Genomic DNA, 19,415 nt, shown 5'->3' with positions numbered 1-19,415 from the left:
CAGATAAGTGGCGCATGTGGTCGCCGTACGGCGCTCCACCCGACAATCTGCGCCACCTCGATGAGCCGGCGCCAGGGCGTTGCCACGCAGGTACCCGCGCGCGCTCCGGGCGACCCGACCCGCAGCGCGACCCGGTAGCCCTACCCTCAGCCCGGCCCGAGGATGAGGTTCCACGTGCCGGCGACGACCGCCGCGCCGACGGCGATCGCACCGATCGCCGCGCCGACGGCGAGCAGCGCCCACTCGCGGCGCCCGAACGTTGATTCCCGGGCCCAGGTGCGGCGGCCGGGCGCGCCGAATCCGCGCGCCTCCATCGCGGTGGCGAGGGTCGCCCCGCGGCGGAGCGACAGCACGAGCAGGGCGAACGCCATGCCGAGGAAGCGCCGCACCCGCCCGCGGTCGGCGACTCCGCGCGCGCGGCGCGCGAGCTCGAGCTCCCGCCAGTCGTCGAGGAACAGCCCTACCATGCGCAGCCCCGCGAGCGCCCCGAGCACGAAGCGCGAGGGCAGCCGCAGCACCTGGCCGAGCCCGTCGGCGAGGTCGGTGGGGTCGACGGTGACGAACAGCACGACCGAGGGCAGCGCGATGGCGAGCACGCGCAGCATCGTGGCGAACGCCAGCTCGAGCGACCCTTCGCTGACGCGGACGACGAACAGCTCCAGCAGCACCCGTCCCGACGTCTCGCCGTAGAGCGCGATCGTCAGCGCCGTGAGGGGTGCGGCGAGCCACACCGGCCACGTGCGCCGCCAGAACTCGCGCCAGCCGAGGCCTGCGAACGGGAACAGCGCGAACTCGAGCAGCAGGGCCACCCCCGCCGACACCGGGTCGAGGGTCAGCACGAGCGGCACGGTCAGAAGTGCCGCCGCGCCGAGCTTGGCGACGGGGTTGATCGCGGCGACCGGGCCGGTGCGCGCGCGGGTGCGCTCGAGCGTCATCCGACCGCCCCCATCTCCAGTTCGTCGGCGCCGAGCGCCCGTACCACCTCGCGGTCGTGCGTGATCGCGACGATCGCCGTCCCGGCGTCGCGGAGCTCTGCAAGCAACGCGACGAGCTCGCTCCAGGTGCGGGCGTCCTGCCCGAAGGTGGGTTCGTCGAGGATCAGCACCCGCGGCCGGGTCGCGATCGCCGCCGCCACCGTCAGCCGACGCTTCTCGCCGCCCGAAAGCGTGTACGGGTTCGCCGCCGCGAGGTGATCGAGCCGCAGCCGCCGCAGCAGCTCGTCGACGCGGGCTTCGACATCGGGCGCGGCCATGCCGAGCGCACGCGGCCCGACCGCGAGCTCGTCACGCACAGTGCGGGCGAGGAGCTGGTGCTCGGGCTCCTGGAACACCGTCCCGATGCGGGTGAGAAGTGCCCGCGAGCTCCACCGGATGGGTGTCGTGCCCGCGCCGCCGGCGAGCGTCTCGGTCGCCGTAAGGGAACCGGATGCCGCGGGCACCAGTCCCGCCAGCGTCAGCCCCAGCGTGGATTTGCCGACCCCGTTGGGCCCCGTGATCGCCAGCACCTCGCGCTCGCGGACCACCGCACGGCGGACACGGGCGACCGGCGTGTCGCGCACGCGCGCGACTTCGAGGTCGTCCGCCTCGAGGAGCACGTCGCCGGGCGGGAGGGGCGCCGGTGCCGGATGCCGCGGCGGACGCCCGGGCACCCAGACACCCTGCGCGGTGAGAGCCTCCCCGTCTCGCCGGAGCACCTCATCGGGCGCACCGTCGGCCACGATCCCCCCGCCCCCGCCCCCGAGGACGACGACCCGGTCGACGACCGGCAGCCACGCGTCGACCCGGTGCTCGACGACCACCAGCGTCATACCCGTCTCGGCCGCCACGCGCGCCACCGCGTCGCGCACCTCGACCACGCCCGCGGGGTCGAGATTGGCGGTCGGTTCGTCCAGAAGCAGGATGCCGGGGCGCATCGCCAGCGCTCCGGCGAGCGCCAATCGCTGCTTCTGCCCGCCCGAGAGCGCCTTGGTCGGGTGGTCGAGCGGCACCTCCAGGCCGACGGCGTCGAGGGCGGTCCGCACCCGCGGCCAGATCTCGGCGCGGGGCACGCCGAGGTTCTCGCAGCCGAAGGCGACGTCGTCGCCGACGCGGGCGAGGATGACCTGCGCGTCGGGGTCTTGGAGAACGAGGCCGGCCCTCCCTCGGGCCTCGGCCGCCGGCATCCCGTCGATGAAGAGGTCGCCGGCGCGCTCGCCGTCCTCCCCCTCGCCGAGGACGCCGGCGAACCCGTGGAGGAGGGTCGACTTGCCCGAGCCCGACGCACCGAGCAGGAGCACGCGCTCCCCGGGGTCGATGCGCAGCGACACGTCGGTGACCGCCCACGCCCGGCGCGAGGCGTGTCGCCATCCCCAGCCCCGCGCCTCGAGCGCGCCCGGACGTGTTCCGGTCGAGTCCACCGGTTTAGACGCGCGCGCGCGCCTCGCGCCCGATCGCGAAGCGGTCGAGAGCGCCGGTCGCGGCAAGGCCCCGCGCGAGAACCCACGACAGCGCCCCGGCGATGAGCGCCCCTGAGACGAGGGTGCTGGCGAGGTACACCGTGATGAACAGTCCCCCCGAGCCGGGGTACCAGAGGATGAGGTTGTTGATGCCGCCCGCGAGCGCGGCGCCCATGCCCGCCAGCACCGCGACGGGGAGGCTCCAGCGCTTGTAGAAGAAGATCAGGAAGATCAGCTCGGCGCCCAGGCCCTGGACGAGACCGGCCTCGATCGTGAGGAACCCGCCCCACGTGTTGCCGACGAGGGCCGAGACCACCGCGGCGAGCGTCTCGGTGTACAGCGCCGCGCCGGGCTTGCGGATGATGAGCGCTCCGAGCACGCCGGCGAACAGCCACGGCCCGTCGAGGAGGCCCTGCAGACCCGGCAGGAGCGGGCTCAGGAAGTTGCTCGGCCCGAGGTAGGCGATGTTCCACAGCAGGAACACCAGACCCGCGGCCACGCCGAGGACGCTGGCGATGACGATGTCGATGACGCGCCACCGGAAGCGGTGAGCGCCCCCGGTGCCGGTGGTCGACGACGCGGACGTGGACGTATGCGTGTGCATCAGTACTCCCTTCCTGCGCTGGCATGACCCAGATCAGGTTCGACGGTCGGAGCGCGAATCGCTCCCTCTCAGCCCGGCTCGCCGGACTCCCGTGGTTTCGGCGATCATCATATCGCCGTCGGCGTTGTAGCGTAGGCGAATGGCGGAGGACGACCGGCACCCCCTCACGCGTCGCGCATTGCGCCGGCACCAGGGGGAGACGGATGCTGCGGACTCGCCGTCTCACGCCGGAGTGCTGACCGCCCCCGAGGGCGACGCGGCGCCGTCGCCCACCAGATCGAGCCTGGCCGAACCGTCGATCGTCACCGCGTCGCGGCATCCCACCGCCCTCACCTGGGTCGACGAGTCTGCGATCCTCGCCCGCCCGCCCGGGTTCACCGACCTCTCCGGCGGGGGTGTGCCGTATGTGCCGGTGGGCGCCGATCTGCTCGCCGGCGCCCCGCGCCGCTCGATCCTCCGCCCCGGCGTCGTCATCCTGGCCGCGGTGATCCTCGGCCTCCTCGGCGGCTACGCCGCGACCACCGGGCTCTGGCCGCTGTATGCCGTGACCCCCGAGGTCGAGGCGGTGCAGGTGCTGCCGGCGGCAGCTCCCGCCGCGGCTCCGGTCTGGCCCGCCGAGGGGAGCGCCGCCGTCGCCGTCGAGGGGATCGGCGGACCGCTGGCCTCCAGCGCAGACCGCGACGCCATCGCGAGCATCACCAAAGTCGTCACCGCCCTCGTCGTGCTCGACGAGCTGCCGTTGGCCCCGGGCGAGCCGGGTCCGGAGTTCCGCTTCACCGGGCGCGACAGCGACGAGTACTGGGATTACCTCGCCGGCGGCGAATCCGCCCTCGACGTCCCCGTCGGGGGCACCCTGTCGATGTACCAGATGCTCGAAGGCATCCTCATCGGATCCGCGAACAACTACGCCGACCGCCTCGCGTCATACCTCTATCCCACCGACGCGGTCTTCGCCAACGCGGCGGCCAGCTGGCTCGACACGCATGGCATCGACGGGATCACGATCGTCGAGCCCACCGGCATCGACGCGCGCAACAGCGCCAGCCCCGACGCGCTCATCCCGCTCGCCCAGCGCGCCCTGGCCAACCCTGTGGTCGCCGAGATCGTCGCCAAGCAGGCCGTTGAGATCCCCGGCGCGGGACTGGTGACCAACACCAACGGCCTTCTCGCCGACCCGGGCGTCGTCGGCATCAAGACCGGCACCCTCGACCGGTGGAGCCTGCTCTCGGCGAAGAACATCACGGTCGCCGAGACACCGGTGACCCTCTACGCCGCCGTCCTCGGTCAGCCCGATGATGAGGCGCGCCTTGCAGCATCCCGCGCCCTCTACGCCCAGCTCGAGGCCGAGCTGCAACCGACGGTCGCGGTGCCGGCGGGCACGACGGCCGGGTACGTCCGCACCGCCTGGGGCGAGGACGTCCCGATCGTGACGAGCGCGGATGCCGCGGTCATCGCGTGGAACGGCGGCACGGCGACCGTCGAGTCGACCTTCGACCTCGACGATCTCCGCGCCGCAGGCGACACGGTCGGCGCGCTCACCGCGACCGGCGCGCTGGATGACAGCGTCGTCGGGCTCGAGCTCGCGCAGGACGTCGGGGAGCCGTCGTTCTGGTGGCGGCTCACGCATCCGCTGGAGCTGTTCGGCCTGACGGGCTGAGCGCGGCGGGTCCGCCGGCCCGCCGGCCCGTCGGGGCTCAGACGAACTGCGCCGTGTGCTGGAGCCGGGTGCGGATCTCGAACAGCTCGGTGCCGCCGATGGCGCGGGCACCGGGCAGGCCGCGTCGGAGCACCGTGGCCAGGGCGCTGCGCGAGACGAGCGCCACGGGGACGCCCTTGACTTTGCCGAGCTCCTGGATCATCTCGGTGACGTCCTCGTCGGGGAGCACCACGATGGCGCCGGTGAACTTCACTCTCGCGGCGCGGGAGACCACCCGCATCCGCGACAGCAGTCCCGCGACCGATCCTTCGGGGATCCCGTCGCCGACGATCTCGCCCCGGCGAACCCCGACCGGTCCGCCGAAGTCCTCGGAGAGGATGCCGAACAGTCCGCTCGGGCCGAGCACGATGTGGTCGAGCTTGACGTCGGGGTCGCCGTCGCGGCCCGAGGCGGCGACGTCGTGCCACACGGTGTAGCCCATGCCGAGGTCGGCGACGGTGCGGGCGGTCTCCTCCTCGGCGAGGGCGTCGGCCAGCAGGCGGCGCAGGTGGTGGGGTGCGGAGCGGACGAGCGCCGGGTCGTAGGGATCGTCGAGGGTGACGCCGCGTCCGACCCACTCGCGGATGAGGGTCAGGTAGCGCTCGCGACGCCACCCGCCGGGGTGCCCGTACGACCGGGCGCGGGGGCGGGTGTCGGCGCGGGGCGCCGGCGGGCGCCATCCGGACCATTCCGGTGCCGGCTCGGCACCGAACCCGTGACCGCGGTCGTAGGCGGCGCGGGCCTCGGCGGTGCCGACGAGTTCCCAGGCACGCTGCACCTGCACGAACACCGCGGCGTCGCCGCCGGTGTCGGGGTGGGTCTGGCGCAGCCGCAGGCGGTAGGCGCGGCGGAGGGTCTCGTCATCGGCCGTGGGGTCGACCTGCAGCACCTCGTAGGCCGAGGCGGACAACGGGCTGTCGAACACCGTTTCAGGCTATGCGCTGCTGATCGAGACTCGGCTGAGAGCGCCGATCAGGTCGCCGATCGTGTGGCCGGCGTTGGAGGGATGCCGCAGCGGCTGCGTCCCGCGCACCGTGTAGTGATTGCGGCGCCCGCGGCGCTCGCGTTCGACATAGCCCTCGGCGACGAGGTCGTTCAGGATCGTCACCGCCGACCGCTCGGAGATCCCCACGATGCGGGCGATCTCGGCGAGGGTGACGTCGTTGTTGTCGGCGACGGCGACGAGGACGTGCGCGTGGTGGGTGAGGAACGTCCACGAGCCGCCGCTTGCCATCCCTCGATTGTGTCGCGCGCACCCGCGCCCCGCCAACCCCGCCTCCCCGGCCCCCTCGCCCTGCGCCGCCTCCCCGCCTCCGCGCCCCCCTCCCTCCGCCTCCCCACCTCCGCGCCTCCCCGCGTCCCCGCCTCCCCGCTCCCCCGGCGAGAATCCATCTGGGCGCCGAGGATGCGGGTGGACCCCGCGTTCTCGGCGCGCAGATGCACTCTCGCGGGAAGGGAGCGGGAGGGAGGGGGGGCGTGGGCGCGGCCGCGCCGTCAGTCGGCGCAGGCGCCGGCCTGGAGATCGACGCGCGCGCCCCAGTGGTCGATCGGCACTCGCGCCGTGTCGGCGGTGGTCTGCACCTGCACACGGTCCAGCCAGAAGGGCCCGCCGTGGACGGTGAGGCAGGACGCCTCGGGCACGGCGACCTCATTCGTGACCCCCAGCAGCAGATCGCGCGAATCCGGCGCGACGGCGTAGGTGGCCCGCTCCGTGCCATCCGCTTCGAAGGCGACCACGGTGAGGTCGGAGTCCCCGGCATTTCTCACGCTGCCGCATCCGAACGGATTGCCGCACCTGCTCTCCGGTCCGCTCACGAATGCGAGGGTCAGGAGGGCGAGGAGCCCGAGGGCCGGGAGGGCGATGAGGAGAGCCGCGCGGGGCCGGCGCGTTCGGGTGGTCTCGCTCATCGCCGGCTCCCGGCCAGGGCGCGACGCGAGCGGAAGACCGGCTCGAGTTCGGCCATCTCCTCCTCGGTCGCGGTTCGGAAGGCTCCCGCCGACTCGACCTCGATCTCTCGGCGACCCTGTCCCCGGGTCGCGACGAGCGACGCGGTGATGGCGATCGCGATGATCGCGGCGACGACCGCGAGCGACACGAGGGTCGGGATCTTCACGACGTCGAGGAGGGCCATCTTCACGCCGACCCAGACGAGCACGAAGGCAAGACCGATCTTGAGGTAGCGGAAGCGGTGGATGAGGTCGGCGAGGAGGAAGTACATCGCCCGAAGCCCCAGGATTGCGAACGCGTTGGCGGTGAAGACGAGGAAGGGCTCACTGGTGACGGCGAAGATCGCAGGGATCGAGTCGACGGCGAAGATGATGTCGGTCACCTCGACGAGCACGAGCACCGCCAGCAGCGGGGTCGCCAGCAGCACGCCGGCCTTGCGGACCAGGAAGCGCTGCCCGTGATACGCGTCGGTCATGGGCACGAAGCGGCGGAAGAGTTTCAGGGTCCGCGACTTCTCGGGGTGGACGTGCTCGTTGCGGGTGCGGATCATCTGGATGCCGGTGAGGATGAGGAACGCGGCGAAGACGTAGAGGATCCACGAGAAGTTCTCGATGAGCGCGGCGCCGGCGGCGATGAAGATCCCGCGGAAGACGAGGGCGCCGAGGACACCGAGGAAGAGCACGCGGTGCTGATACTCGCGGGGCACGGCGAACGCGGCGAAGATGATCGCCCAGACGAAGACGTTGTCGACGGCGAGGGATTTCTCGATCACGTAGCCGGCGAAGTACTGCTGGCCGAACTCCGCGCCCCACGAGTTCCAGACGACGATGCCGAACGTGATGCCCGAGAGCACCCAGACGACCGACCAGGCCGCGGCCTCGCGGACGCCGATGACGTGGGCTTTGCGGTGGGCGACGAGATCAACGGCGAGCATCGCGACGATGACGCCGAGGACGGCGAACCAGGCCCAGAGGGGGACGGACATGAGAGAACCTCCACGAGTGTCGTGAAGGTCTCATCGGCGTCCGTTGCCCGCGCACCGGGTCACACGGGTGACCGTACTGTCGATGCGTCGCGAGGATTACTCCCCTTCGGGGAATAGTGAAGCATAGTTCATGCTTTGGGCGCAAGCGGGTGCACCCGGACGACGCGCAGGGGTGGGTCGCCCTCAGTCGCCGGACGGCCCCGTCGCGGGCGGCGGCGGCACGTCGCCCCTCGACCCGCCGCGGCGCGCGCCGACTTCCTGCGCGAGGCGGAATCCGCCGGCGATCATCAGCGCCATGCCCGCGACGAAGAGCAGGATGCGGGTCCACAGCTCCGCGTCGGGGAAGAACAGGTTCGGAAGCGAGAAGGCGAACGTCGCGCCGACGAAGTACCACACCGCGATCTGGGTGGGCGATCCAGGATGATTCGTGTCGGTCATCTCTCGAGGCTAGGCGCTCGTGTCGGCGTATCCCTCCCCCGCAGGGCGGAGATCGGGCGAAGGCGCTCAACCCGCGGGGCGCCCCGTCAAGACCGACGCAAGCGTCGGGCGCCAGTGCCGCTGCACGTACTCCAGGGCCTCATCGACCGGCAGCGCCCGGGTGGAGTTGCCCACGCGGATCCATAGCTCCGTCGTCGCACCACCCCCACTTCCTGCGAGGAACACGGGCTTCGGCGACGGCGGACACTCCACGGCGCAGACGACCGCGTCGCCGGGAGCGACGCTGACGAACCGGATGCGCGGCAGCGCCGCCGCGTTCCGACCGAGCGCCGTGGAGAGCATGTCGCGCAGCCACAGCTCGAATCGGTCGTGATCGGGCGTCCGCAGGGTCGCGAGGTCGCGGTCGAGTCCCACCGCCTGACCGGCATCGTTCGCGCCGATGACGAGCACGCCGCCGCGGCTGTTGAGGAATGCGGCGATCGTCTTGGCGATCGCGAGCTCCATCCGCGCATCCTTCTTGCTCTCCCGCACGTTCCAGCGCGCCGTCTCCTTGAACTCCGAGCGCTCCGACTCCCCCGCGCGCAGCACCGCCGAGACATCGGTGTCGCCGACCCCGCGTTGCGTGAGGGCGACGATCGCCGCGACGAGGAACGACAGCCCGAGGCTCGTTCCGAAGGTGAGGAGGAGGGTGGTGGGCATCCAGAGCCGCTGACCATAGAGGAACATTCCGGCCAGGAAGATCCCCACGCTGAATCCGAGCAACGAGATCAGCGTCATCGCCGTGACGCTCAGTGACAGGCGGCGCCCGAAGATCGCGAGGATCAGCCGGGCGAGCAGATACGCGATGCCGACGGAGATCGGCAGCGCGACGGCGAAGTCGACCAGGAGGGGGCTCTGCGGCATCCGTCCCTCTCAGCGCAGCGCGCCCACGCTCGCCAGCGCGAGGCGGATGAGGGTTCCGCGGCCACCCTCCATCTCCGCCGCGACAGCGTCGGTCGACGCCTCGTCGGGCGAGAGCCAGGTGACTTCGAGCGCGTCCTGACGCGGCTCGCAGGTGCCGGTGACCGGCACGACGAACGCCAGCGACACCGCGTGCTGCCGGTCGTCGTGGAACGCGCTGACGCCGGGGAGGGGGAAGTACTCGGCCACGGTGAAAGGCACGGGCTGAGGCGGCAGGAGCGGGAAGGCCATCGGGCCGAGGTCGTTTTCGAGGTGGCGGAACAACGCGTCTCGCACCGTTTCGCCGTAGCGCACCCGACCCGACACGATCGAGCGGGTGATCTCCCCGACGGGGGTCGCGCGCAGCAGGATGCCGACCTGGATCACCTGACCCATGCCGTCGGTGCGGACGGGAATGGCCTCGACGTAGAGCATCGGGAGGCGTCGGCGGGCCTCGGCCAGCTCGATGTCGCTCAGCCATCCGGGGTTGGCCGACGAGCCCGTCGAACCGCCGCCGAGCCCGTCGAGCGGATCGCGGCGAGCGCTGCGGGCGTCGTCGTTCTCGCTCGGGTCGGGATCAGGGGTGCGCACCGGCATAGGTCATGTATACCCCGAGGTGTCGCGATCACCGAGGAGCAGGGACGCCGGGGCGGAGCTGTCGGCGACCTCTGGAAGGATGTCGGCATGTCCGACGAGCCCGCTCCCACCCTCGCCCTCGATGACGACCTGGTGCTGTGGTCGGCGGATCCCGATGACCGCACCGGGCGTCCGCTGCTGGTGCTGCTGCACGGCTACGGCGCCGATGAGCGCGACCTCTTCGGGCTGGTCCCCTTTCTCCCGTCCGACTTCGTCGTCGCCGCGGTGCGGGCACCGCTGACCCCGCCGTGGCCCTCACCCGGATACTCCTGGTACCCCATCGAGGGCCTGCAGAGCCGCGATCCGGGGGCCGTCACGTCGGCTGCGCAGGCATTCCTGCACTGGCTGGATGCCGCGGCCGCGCCGGCGACGAGCGTCGGCCTCCTGGGTTTCTCGCAGGGCGCCGCCGTCGCCCTGCAGGCGCTGCGCCTGGACCACGAGCGGTTCGCCTTCGCGGTGAACCTGTCGGGCTACGTCACGCCGGGTGCGCTTCCCGGCGACGCCGCCCTCGCCGCCCGGCGTCCGCCGGTGTTCTGGGGTCGCGGCTCCCGCGACGACGTCATCCCCGCGGCTCTGGTGGATCACACCACGAGCTGGCTCCCCGAGCATGTCGACCTCAGCGGGAGGCTGTACCCGGGGCTCACCCACAGTGTCTCGGAGGATGAGCTGCGCGATGTGCAGGTCTTCCTCGACAAGCGCCTCGCCGCGATGGCGGAGACCGAGGCCGGGGCCGGGTAGGTCGGGCCGAGAGGGTCGGCGTCAGTCGCCTCCGCCGCCTCCGCCGCCCCCGCCACCCCCGTCGCCGCCGGCGCCCGCGCCTCCGTCGAAGCCGCCGTCGGTGGAGTGCCGATCATCCCAGGTCGCAGCCCCCGTAGCTCCGGCGGCCTCCCCTCCACCCGAGCGATCGGGGCGACGCCTCGACGGCGACCGGGCCGCGCCGAACGACAGAGCGAGCACCATCCCGATCCCCGCGCCGATCGCGATGCCCACGCCGACGTTGCCGAGCGCCAGACCGATCGCCACGCCCACGGCGACTCCGATGGCGATCCCGCCGATCCATCCCCCTGTCCGCCGATCGGGGCGACCCCCGTCGGCGCCTTCGTCTTCGACCATGGGCCTCACGCTATGCGCGGCGTCTGCTGTGCGCGTCCCTCGCCGGGCGGATTCCGCTCCGCCCCTCGGCGGAGAGTGCGAGGGGCGCGCGATCGGGTCGCCGGGTCGATAGCGCGCGGCACGCGACCCGACACAAAGTGCGGCTCGCGCATCGCCAAGGCAGCACTTCTTGACGGGTGGCCGAATCGCCGGGCCGTCGGGCCGTCGGGCCGTCGGGCGCACAGCGCGCGCTGCCGCGCGCTCCGCGCGACCCGGCCTTTACCGCGCGAAGCGCCGCATCCCGTCGCGACCCGTCAAAGAGTGCGGCTCGCTCGGCGCGAGGGCGACGTTTTTCGACGGGTCGGCTACGCGCCGGCGCGCGCGAAGCGCCGCTCATCCCGCGACCCGTCAGAAAGTGGGGCCCGCGCGGCCCACGGGCAGTGTTTTCCGACGGGTCGAGGCCGCTTCACCCTTGCGCGCGAAGCGCCGCTCGCCCCGCGACCCGCCAGAAAGTGCGGCTCGCTCGGCGCGAGGGCGACGTTTTTCGACGGGTCGGCTACGCGCCGGCGCGCGCGAAGCGCCGCTCACCCCGCAAGCCGTCAGAAAGCGCGGCCCGCACGGCCCACGGGCAGCGTTTCTCGACGGGTCGAGGCCGCTTCACCCTTGCGCGCCGCCCGGGATGACCCGCTACAGTGTTCAGGTCCTGTCCCCGACGTGAGGAAATCCGGTGAAGGTATCCGACGGCTCCGCGTTCACGCGCTGACACCGTCGACCCGCCGCATCCGTCAGGTCTTCTCTGCCGCATCTCGGCGCCCGGTGTCTGCGCATCCCTCAGACACCCGGGAGGCCTCGTGCCGCAGTCATCCGTTCACCCCTCCGTCGTCCTCGACGACGTCTCTTTCCACTGGCCCGACGGGACGGTCGCGCTCCGCGACGTCTCGGGCTCCTTTCCCGCGGGCCGCACGGGCCTCGTCGGCCGAAACGGCACGGGCAAGACCACTCTCCTCCGCCTCGTCGCCGGCGATCTCATCCCGACTGCGGGGCGCATCCAGCGCACCGGTGATGTGGCGACCCTCGCGCAGCGGCTGACGCTCGACGTCGATATCCCCGTCGCCGACCTGTTGGGCGCCGGCCCGGCCCTGCGCGCGGTCCGCGCGATCGAGGCCGGCGATGTCGCCCTGCGGCACTTCGACGCCGTCGGCGACGACTGGGACATCGAGGCGCGCTGTCACGCCGCCCTCGCGGAGGCGGGCCTCCAGCCCGACATGCTCGACCGCCGCGTGGGAGAGCTCTCGGGCGGCGAGGCCGTGCTCGCCGCGATCGCGGGCATCCGCGCGGGCGGGGCGGCCATCACCCTGCTCGACGAACCGACGAACAACCTCGATCGCGATGCGCGCCACCGCCTCTACGACCTGGTCGACCAGTGGCAGGGAACGCTCATCGTCGTCAGCCACGACATCTCCCTGCTCGAGCGCATGGACGACACCGCCGAGCTGTACGACCACACGCTGTCGGTGTTCGGCGGGCCCTACTCGCAGTGGCGAGCCTGGCTCGATGCGGAACAAGACGCGGCGCGCCAGGCCGAGCGCGCCGCCGCTCAGCACTACCGCCGAGAGCGCCGCGACCGCATCGAAGCCGAGACGAAGATCTCGCACCGCCTGGCGATGGGACGCAAGGCAGAGCGCGAGAAGCGCGTTCCGAAGATCGTCGCGGGCGGGCTGAAGCGGGCCGCCCAGGTGTCTGCGGGCAAGTACCGCGGCGAGATGGCAGACCGCGAGCAGGCCGCCCGTGCAGCCCTCGACCTCGCCGAGCGTCGGATCCGCGACGACGACGCGGTGCGCATCGACCTCCCCGACCCGGGGGTCGCGGCGGGACGCCGCATCGCCACCCTCGCCGGCGATCAGCGCGCGTGGATCATCCAGGGCCCTGAACGGGTGGCCCTCGTCGGCCCCAACGGGGCGGGGAAGACCACCCTGCTGGAACGGCTCGTCGGCGGGGGCGGTTCCGTCGGCGACATCCTGATCGAACCTCACACCGACCGGATCGGCTACCTCCCGCAGCGGGTCGACGGGCTGAACGATCAGGATTCCGTGCTCGCGAACATCGCCGCCGCCGCGCCGCACACCGGCACGGTGGAACTGCGCAACCGGCTCGCCCGATTCCTCATCCGCGGTGCGGCGGTCGACCGCCCGGTGTCGGCGCTGTCAGGCGGGGAGCGATTCCGGGTGGCGCTGGCCCGCCTCCTCCTGGCCGACCCGGCACCTCACCTTGTGGTGCTCGACGAACCGACGAACAACCTCGATCTCGACACCGTCGACCAGCTCGTCGCAGCGCTCTCGTCGTATCGGGGGGCGGTACTGGTCGTCAGCCACGACGACGCGTTCCTCGGCCGGCTCGGCGTGGACCTCGTGCTCGAGCTGCGGGACGGTGCGCTGGATGAGCCCTGACCTCAGCGGAGAGAACCCGCAGGACGGGGAATGAGGAGGGGTCCGGTCAAGCCCGCCCCGATGTCGGAGGTGCGCGGGAAGATGGAGGGATGAGCGACGCCTCGACGGTGGCGGCACCTGAGGTGCTCGGCCGCTTCGGTCCTGCGACCCAGGACTGGTTCCGTGGCGCCTTCGCCGAACCGACCGCGGCGCAGGCCGGGGCATGGGATGCGATCTCCCACGGCAAGCACGCACTCGTGGTGGCACCGACCGGCTCGGGCAAGACGCTGTCGGCGTTCCTGTGGGCCATCGACCGCATCTTCCGGGAGAAGGATGCCCCGGCGACGACCTCCGACGATGCTCCCCGTCGCCGCCGCGGCGCCCGGGCGACTCCGCCTGCCCAGACCCGGGTGCTCTACATCTCGCCGTTGAAGGCCCTGGGGGTCGACGTCGAGCGCAACCTCCGCTCGCCGCTGGTCGGCATCGGCCAATCGGGCCGGCGCCTGGGCCAGCCTGTGCCGAACGTCACCGTCGGTGTGCGGTCGGGTGACACCTCATCGAGCGACCGCCGCAAGCTCGTCACCGATCCCCCCGACATCCTGATCACGACGCCCGAGTCGCTGTACCTCATGCTCACCAGCCAGGCCGGTGAGACTCTCCGCGAGGTGCACACGGTCATCATCGACGAGGTGCACGCGGTGGCCGCCACCAAGCGCGGCGCGCACCTGGCGGTGAGCCTCGAACGCCTCGACGCGTTGCGTCAGTCGCACGATGCGGGCGCGGCGCCGGCGCAGCGCATCGGCCTTTCGGCCACGGTCCGTCCGATCGACGAGGTCGCCCGGTTCCTCGGAGGGTCGCAACCGGTCGAGATCGTCGCACCACGATCGACCAAGGCGTTCGACCTGCGCGTGGTGGTGCCCGTCGAAGACATGCTCAATCCGCCACCGCCGCCGGGAGCACCCCCCGAACCGGTGGACGGCGGCGACGCCTCCGGCGATTGGTACGCACCGGACTCCGCTCCGGAGGAGCGGACCGGGTCGCTGTGGCCGCACGTCGAGGAGGCGATCGTCGACCGCATCCTCGCCCACCGATCGACGATCGTATTCTCCAACTCTCGACGTCTCGCCGAGCGATTGACCGGTCGGCTGAACGAGATCTACGCCGAGCGCATCGGGGCCGAGGTCCCCGATCCGACGGTCCCGGCGGCGATGATGGCCCAGGCCGGGTCGTCGGCCGGCGCGCCCGCCGTTCTCGCGAAGGCCCACCACGGCTCGGTGTCGAAGGAGCAGCGCGCCCAGGTCGAGGAGGAGCTGAAGTCGGGCGTGCTCCGCTGCGTCGTGGCGACGTCGAGCCTCGAGCTCGGTATCGACATGGGCGCGGTCGATCTCGTCATCCAAGTCGAAGCTCCGCCGTCGGCTGCATCGGGGCTGCAGCGCATCGGGCGTGCGGGCCACCAGGTGGGCGAGATCAGCCGCGCCGCCCTGTTCCCCAAGCACCGTGGCGATGTGCTGCACACCGCGATCGTCACCGAGCGGATGCTCGCCGGACAGATCGAGGCGATCGCCGTCCCGCAGAATCCCCTCGACATCCTCGCCCAGCAGACCGTCGCCGCGTGCGCCCTCGGACCGATCGACGTGGAGGGCTGGTTCGAGACGGTCAAACGCAGCGCCCCCTTCCGCACCCTCCCCCGCTCCGCCTATGAGGCCACACTCGACCTGCTGGCCGGGCGCTTCCCGTCGGACGAGTTCGCCGAGCTTCGGCCGAGGCTCGTGTGGGATCGCGACCACGGCACCCTCACCGGTCGTCCCGGCTCCCAGCGGATCGCCGTGACGAGTGGGGGGACGATCCCCGACCGGGGGCTGTTCGGGGTGTTCGTCGCCGGCGAGAGCAGCAACGCCCGCGTCGGCGAGCTCGACGAGGAGATGGTCTACGAATCCCGCGTCAACGACGTGTTCACGCTCGGCACGACCAGCTGGCGAATCGTGGAGATCACGCACGACCGGGTGAACGTCGTGCCGGCCTTCGGCCAGCCGGGCAAGCTTCCCTTCTGGCACGGTGACGGGATCGGTCGCCCCGCCGAACTCGGCGAAGCCCTCGGGAAGTTCTCTCGAGAAGTGACCTCGGCGGGGCCCGAGAAGGCGGCGCAGCGCCTCGACGCCGCGGGGCTCGACCCCCACGCGCAGCAGAACCTCCTCACCTACCTCGCCGAGCAGCGCGAGGCGACCGGATCCCTCCCGACAGACCGCACGCTGACGGTCGAGCGCTCCCGCGACGAGGTCGGCGACTGGCGTGTCATCCTTCATTCCCCGTTCGGCATGCAGGTGCACGCGCCCTGGGCGCTCGCGGTGAACGCCCGGATCCGCGAGCGCCTCGGCGTCGAAGGCGCGGCCGTCGCCAGCGACGACGGCATCATCGCCCGGGTGCCGGATGCCACAGCCGAGCCGCCCGGCGCGGAGCTGTTCGTGTTCGAACCCGACGAGCTCGAGCAGATCGTCACCGACGAAGTCGGCGGGTCGGCGCTGTTCGCCTCCCGGTTCCGCGAATGCGCCGCCCGCGCCCTCCTCATGCCGCGGACGAACCCCAACCGCCGGAGCCCGCTGTGGCAGCAGCGTCAACGTGCCGCCCAGCTGCTCGAGGTCGCGCGGCGCTACCCGACCTTCCCGATCATCCTCGAGACACTCCGCGAGGTGCTGCAGGACGTGTACGACCTGCCGGCGCTGCTGCGCATCGCTGCGAGCATCGCCGACCGTCGCATCCGGCTGATCGAGACGACCACCAGCCAGCCGTCCCCCTTCGCTCGCGACCTGCTGTTCGGATATGTCGGAGCGTTCATGTACGAGGGCGACTCGCCGCTCGCCGAGCGTCGCGCTGCCGCCCTGTCGGTCGACCCCGCGCTTCTGGGCGAACTGCTCGGCAAGGTCGAGATGCGGGAGCTGCTCGATCCCGACGTCATCACGCAGTTCGAACGCGAAGTGCAGCGGCTCGACCCCGAACGCCGAGTGAAGGGGATCGAAGGGGTCGCCGATCTGCTGCGACTGCTCGGGCCGCTCGACGCAGACGACGTGACCGCGCGCCTTCAGCCGGACGAAGGGGCGGCATCCGCCGCACCCGAGCGGAAGACCGCCCAGGCACTGCTCGACGCCCTCGTCGAGTCGCGACGCGCGATCCCCGTCACGATCGGCGGTGTGCCCCGCGTCGCCGGCATCGAAGACGCCGGTCGTCTCCGCGACGCTCTCGGCGTGGCCCTGCCCGTGGGCATCCCGGTGGCGTTCCTCGAGCCGTTGGCCGATCCGCTCGGCGACCTCGTCGCGCGCTACGCGCGCACCCACGGCCCGTTCCGAACCGATGACGTCGCCACCCGCCTGGGCATCGGCACCGCGGTCGCCCGCCTCACCCTGCAGCGCCTCGAAGCGCAGGGGCGCCTCTCGAGCGGGTTCTTCCTTCCCGTGGGCGACGACCGGACCGGTCGCGCCGAAGAGGCCGAGTGGTGCGACAGCGAGGTGCTGCGCCGCCTGCGGATGCGCTCGCTCGCCGCCATCCGTGGCAGCGTCGAGCCCGTTCCCCCCGACGCTTTCGCGCGATTCCTGCCCGAGTGGCAGCATGTCACCCGGCCCCTCGAAGGCATCGACGGCGTCGCCGCCGTCGTCGAGCAGCTGGCGGGGGTTCCCATCCCGGCCAGCGCATGGGAGTCGCTCATCCTCCCCTCGCGGGTCAGCGACTACACCCCGGCCCTGCTGGACGAGCTGACCACCAGCGGCGAGGTGGTCTGGTCCGGACACGGGTCGCTTCCCGGGCGCGACGGCTGGATCGCCCTGCATCCGGCCGACACCGTGCCGCTCACGCTCGCACCGACCGAGGACGAGCTCACCGAGGGTTCGCTCGAAGCGCGCATCATCGAGGTGCTCGAGGCCGGCGGCGCCTACTTCGCGGCTCAGTTGCGCTCACTGGCCGACGCCGAGAACGAGCAGTCCGTGATCGATGCCCTCTGGGCGCTGACGTGGACCGGTCGCGTCACCAACGACACCTTCGCGCCCATTCGCACCCTTCTCGCCGGTGGCTCGCAGGCCCACCGCGTCAGCCGGCGTGCGCCGCGCGCGCGGATGTATCGCGGCGCGGCGCTGCCCCGTGTCACCCCGTCGGCACCGCCGCGCCCGCCGGCGATCGGCGGGCGCTGGTCGCTCCTTCCCGCGGTCGAGCCCGACCCCGCGCTGCGGGCGACGGCGGCGGCGAGCCTGCTGCTCGACCGCTACGGGGTGGTGACGCGCGGCTCCGTGCAATCCGAGGGGATGCCGGGCGGCTTCGCTCAGGCGTACCGGGTGCTCGCGGGCTTCGAGGAGGCCGGTCACTGCCGACGCGGGTACGTGATCGAGAAGCTCGGCGCCGCCCAGTTCGCCGCGTCGAGCACGGTCGATCGCCTGCGCCACTTCGCCGCTCTGGCCGACCCGCCGCCACGGGCCGCCGTCACCCTCGCTGCGACCGACCCCGCCAACCCCTACGGCGCCGCTCTTGGCTGGCCTCGGGTCGAGGGCGTCTCCCACCGCCCCGGCCGGAAAGCCGGCGGCCTCGTCGTCCTCGTCGACGGTCGTCTGGTGCTGTACGTCGAGCGCGGGGGCAAATCGACCCTCGCCTTCACCGATGATGTCGCCTCACTGCAGTCGGCAGCGCGCGACCTGGCCGCGACGATCGCCGCGCGCCGGCTCGACACGGTCACGATCGAACAGGTCAACGGCTCGTTCGTTCTCGGCACGTCCGTGGGAGGCGCCCTGCGCGAGGCCGGTTTCGTCGAGAGCCCGCGCGGTCTGACACTGCGCCGCGCCACCGCGGCCGCAGCCGGTGCGGGAGGACCGGGGCGCCGTGCCTGAGGGCGACACCGTGTTCCGTGCGGCGCGGCGGCTCCACGAGGCACTCGCCGGTCACCCGGTGGCGCGCTTCGATCTGCGGGTTCCGCAGGTGGCGACGGTCGACCTGTCCGGTGAGACCGTGCACGCGGTGGTTCCGCGGGGCAAGCACATCCTGCACCGCATCGGCTCCTGGACATTGCACAGCCATCTGAAGATGGAGGGCGAGTGGCACGTCTATCGCCGCGGCGGGAGGTGGCGCAAGCCCGGGTACAAGGTCCGTGCGATCGTCGGCACGACGGAGTGGGACACCGTCGGATTCGACCTGGCGGACATCGCCGTCGTCCCGACCGAACGCGAAGGCGAGCTTGTCGATCACCTCGGCCCCGATCCCCTGTCGAAGGACTGGGACCTGGCCGAGGCGGCACGACGGGTCTCCGCAGACCCGCGCGAGATCCATGTCGCCCTGCTGGAGCAGCGCAACGTCGCGGGGTTCGGCAACGAGTACGCCAACGAGATCCTCTTCGTCCGCGGCATCCGTCCCACCACCCCCGCACCCGAGGTCGACGCGGCGGCACTGCTCGATGTCGGGGCACGGATGATCCGGGCCAACCGCGATCGCTCGGGTCGGACGTTCACCGGCGACTCGCGCCCCGGTCAGAGCACCTGGGTCTATCGCCGTGAGGGACGGCCCTGCCGACGATGCGGCACGCAGATCATCGGCGGAGAACTCGGGGCCGATCCGACGCGGGAGCGCATCATCTTCTGGTGCCCGGTCTGTCAGACCTGATCTGTCCAGCCCGTCCACCCATCCGCTGCCTACCTCCGCGACGAAGACTTTGCAAGCCCCTGCATCCAAGAAGGCTGATGCGAGGGAATGTATCTGTGCAGGCATCGGTTGTATCTGTACTCGGCGCAACAACCGCGCTGAAGGAGGAGATCGTGGGTAAGAACTACGTCGACATCGAGAACGACCAGGGTGAGACGCTCCGCTACCGCAAGCACGTCAACGGGCGCGGACTGATCGCCCACGGCGCGAAGGTGCACCCGACTGCCATCGTCGAAGCCGGCGCCTACGTCGAACCCGGCGCGCAGATCGCGGCCGGCGCTCGTGTCGGACGCGGTGCGTGGATCGAGGCGGAGGCCCTCATCGGCCCCGAAGCCCACATCGCACCTCACGCCCACGTCGGACCCGGTGCCGTCATCGGCGCCGGCGCTCGCATCGGCGTGCGGACGAACATCGGCGCGAACGCGCGGGTCGCGGTGAACTCCCTCATCCGTGACGACGAGACGATCGCCGACGGCGAGCGCGTCGCGACAGACCGGCGAGGCTTCCGTCTGGCCGCATGAGATCGGCGGCCCATCGGCGGCACGGCTAG

The 19,415-nt window shown here is 71.9% G+C and carries 17 protein-coding genes and 1 riboswitch; of the genes, 6 read left to right on the top strand and 11 right to left on the bottom strand.

Annotation, left to right across the window (positions count from 1 at the left end):
- Positions 1-146: 146 nt before the first annotated feature.
- The 3 genes from V6S02_RS13485 to V6S02_RS13475 all read right to left on the bottom strand — a co-directional run bounded on the left by V6S02_RS13485 (position 147) and on the right by V6S02_RS13475 (position 3,038).
- Complete coding sequence (locus V6S02_RS13485; RefSeq protein WP_336401255.1) at positions 147-935, bottom strand: energy-coupling factor transporter transmembrane component T family protein; 789 nt, start codon at positions 933-935, stop codon at positions 147-149.
- Positions 932-2,395 carry an ABC transporter ATP-binding protein gene (locus V6S02_RS13480; protein WP_336401254.1) on the bottom strand — a complete coding sequence of 488 codons (1,464 nt, stop codon included), beginning with the start codon at positions 2,393-2,395 and terminating at the stop codon, positions 932-934. The genes V6S02_RS13485 and V6S02_RS13480 overlap by 4 nt, the downstream gene beginning before the upstream one ends.
- Before the next feature lie 4 nt (positions 2,396-2,399).
- Positions 2,400-3,038 (bottom strand): ECF transporter S component, encoded by a 639-nt coding sequence (locus tag V6S02_RS13475; protein ID WP_336401253.1) that lies wholly within the window; start codon positions 3,036-3,038, stop codon positions 2,400-2,402.
- A riboswitch (TPP riboswitch) is annotated at positions 3,032-3,141 on the bottom strand. (Overlaps the previous gene by 7 nt.)
- 36 nt (positions 3,142-3,177) lie before the next feature.
- Here V6S02_RS13475 and V6S02_RS13470 point away from each other — a divergent pair.
- Positions 3,178-4,695, top strand: a complete 1,518-nt coding sequence (locus V6S02_RS13470) for a D-alanyl-D-alanine carboxypeptidase family protein (RefSeq protein WP_336401252.1) — start codon at positions 3,178-3,180, stop codon at positions 4,693-4,695.
- 37 nt (positions 4,696-4,732) lie between these two features.
- Here the strand turns inward: V6S02_RS13470 and V6S02_RS13465 are convergent, their stop codons facing one another.
- From V6S02_RS13465 to V6S02_RS13435, 7 genes are all read right to left on the bottom strand, one after another.
- Positions 4,733-5,659, bottom strand: coding sequence for a DnaJ domain-containing protein (locus V6S02_RS13465; RefSeq protein WP_336401251.1), 927 nt, complete (start codon positions 5,657-5,659; stop codon positions 4,733-4,735).
- A 9-nt stretch (positions 5,660-5,668) separates the two neighbouring features.
- Positions 5,669-5,968 (bottom strand): helix-turn-helix transcriptional regulator, encoded by a 300-nt coding sequence (locus V6S02_RS13460; protein WP_336401250.1) that lies wholly within the window; start codon positions 5,966-5,968, stop codon positions 5,669-5,671.
- A 260-nt stretch (positions 5,969-6,228) separates the two neighbouring features.
- A complete protein-coding gene (locus tag V6S02_RS13455) occupies positions 6,229-6,642 on the bottom strand; it encodes a hypothetical protein (protein WP_336401249.1) in 414 nt (137 codons plus the stop codon).
- A complete protein-coding gene (locus tag V6S02_RS13450) occupies positions 6,639-7,667 on the bottom strand; it encodes a TerC family protein (RefSeq protein ID WP_336401248.1) in 1,029 nt (342 codons plus the stop codon). Before V6S02_RS13450 ends, V6S02_RS13455 begins: the two co-directional genes overlap by 4 nt.
- Positions 7,668-7,850: 183 nt before the next feature.
- Positions 7,851-8,105 carry a hypothetical protein gene (locus V6S02_RS13445; protein WP_336401247.1) on the bottom strand — a complete coding sequence of 85 codons (255 nt, stop codon included), beginning with the start codon at positions 8,103-8,105 and terminating at the stop codon, positions 7,851-7,853.
- 66 nt (positions 8,106-8,171) lie between these two features.
- Positions 8,172-9,008: an AlbA family DNA-binding domain-containing protein gene (locus tag V6S02_RS13440; RefSeq protein ID WP_336401246.1), complete on the bottom strand. Its 837-nt coding sequence runs from the start codon at positions 9,006-9,008 to the stop codon at positions 8,172-8,174.
- 9 nt (positions 9,009-9,017) lie between these two features.
- Entirely contained in the window at positions 9,018-9,641 is a 624-nt protein-coding gene (locus tag V6S02_RS13435) for an NUDIX hydrolase family protein (RefSeq protein ID WP_336401245.1), read from the bottom strand.
- An 87-nt stretch (positions 9,642-9,728) separates the two neighbouring features.
- Between V6S02_RS13435 and V6S02_RS13430 the strand changes: the two genes are divergently transcribed.
- Complete coding sequence (locus V6S02_RS13430) at positions 9,729-10,418, top strand: alpha/beta hydrolase (RefSeq protein ID WP_336401244.1); 690 nt, start codon at positions 9,729-9,731, stop codon at positions 10,416-10,418.
- Positions 10,419-10,439: 21 nt separating this feature from the next.
- On the opposite strand, the gene V6S02_RS13425 is transcribed toward V6S02_RS13430, so the two are convergent.
- The gene (locus tag V6S02_RS13425) at positions 10,440-10,793 is read right to left on the bottom strand and encodes a hypothetical protein (protein WP_336401243.1); all 354 of its coding nucleotides are present in this window, start codon (positions 10,791-10,793) and stop codon (positions 10,440-10,442) included.
- An 830-nt stretch (positions 10,794-11,623) separates the two neighbouring features.
- On the opposite strand from V6S02_RS13425, the gene V6S02_RS13420 reads away from it, so the two are divergent.
- The 4 genes from V6S02_RS13420 (at position 11,624) to V6S02_RS13405 (ending at position 19,386) form a co-directional block, all read left to right on the top strand.
- Positions 11,624-13,219 (top strand): ABC-F family ATP-binding cassette domain-containing protein, encoded by a 1,596-nt coding sequence (locus V6S02_RS13420; protein WP_336401242.1) that lies wholly within the window; start codon positions 11,624-11,626, stop codon positions 13,217-13,219.
- A gap of 89 nt (positions 13,220-13,308) precedes the next feature.
- On the top strand, positions 13,309-18,060 hold the full coding sequence (locus tag V6S02_RS13415; protein WP_336401241.1) for an ATP-dependent helicase: 4,752 nt from the start codon (positions 13,309-13,311) through the stop codon (positions 18,058-18,060).
- On the top strand, positions 18,053-18,826 hold the full coding sequence (locus V6S02_RS13410) for a DNA-formamidopyrimidine glycosylase family protein (RefSeq protein ID WP_336401240.1): 774 nt from the start codon (positions 18,053-18,055) through the stop codon (positions 18,824-18,826). Before V6S02_RS13415 ends, V6S02_RS13410 begins: the two co-directional genes overlap by 8 nt.
- Positions 18,827-18,978: 152 nt before the next feature.
- Positions 18,979-19,386: a transferase gene (locus tag V6S02_RS13405; RefSeq protein WP_179559830.1), complete on the top strand. Its 408-nt coding sequence runs from the start codon at positions 18,979-18,981 to the stop codon at positions 19,384-19,386.
- Positions 19,387-19,415 lie beyond the last annotated feature (29 nt).

Source organism: Microbacterium sp. CCNWLW134 (genome assembly GCF_037083565.1).
Lineage (GTDB): Bacteria > Actinomycetota > Actinomycetes > Actinomycetales > Microbacteriaceae > Microbacterium.
This window is presented reverse-complemented; position numbering and strand designations above follow the sequence as displayed.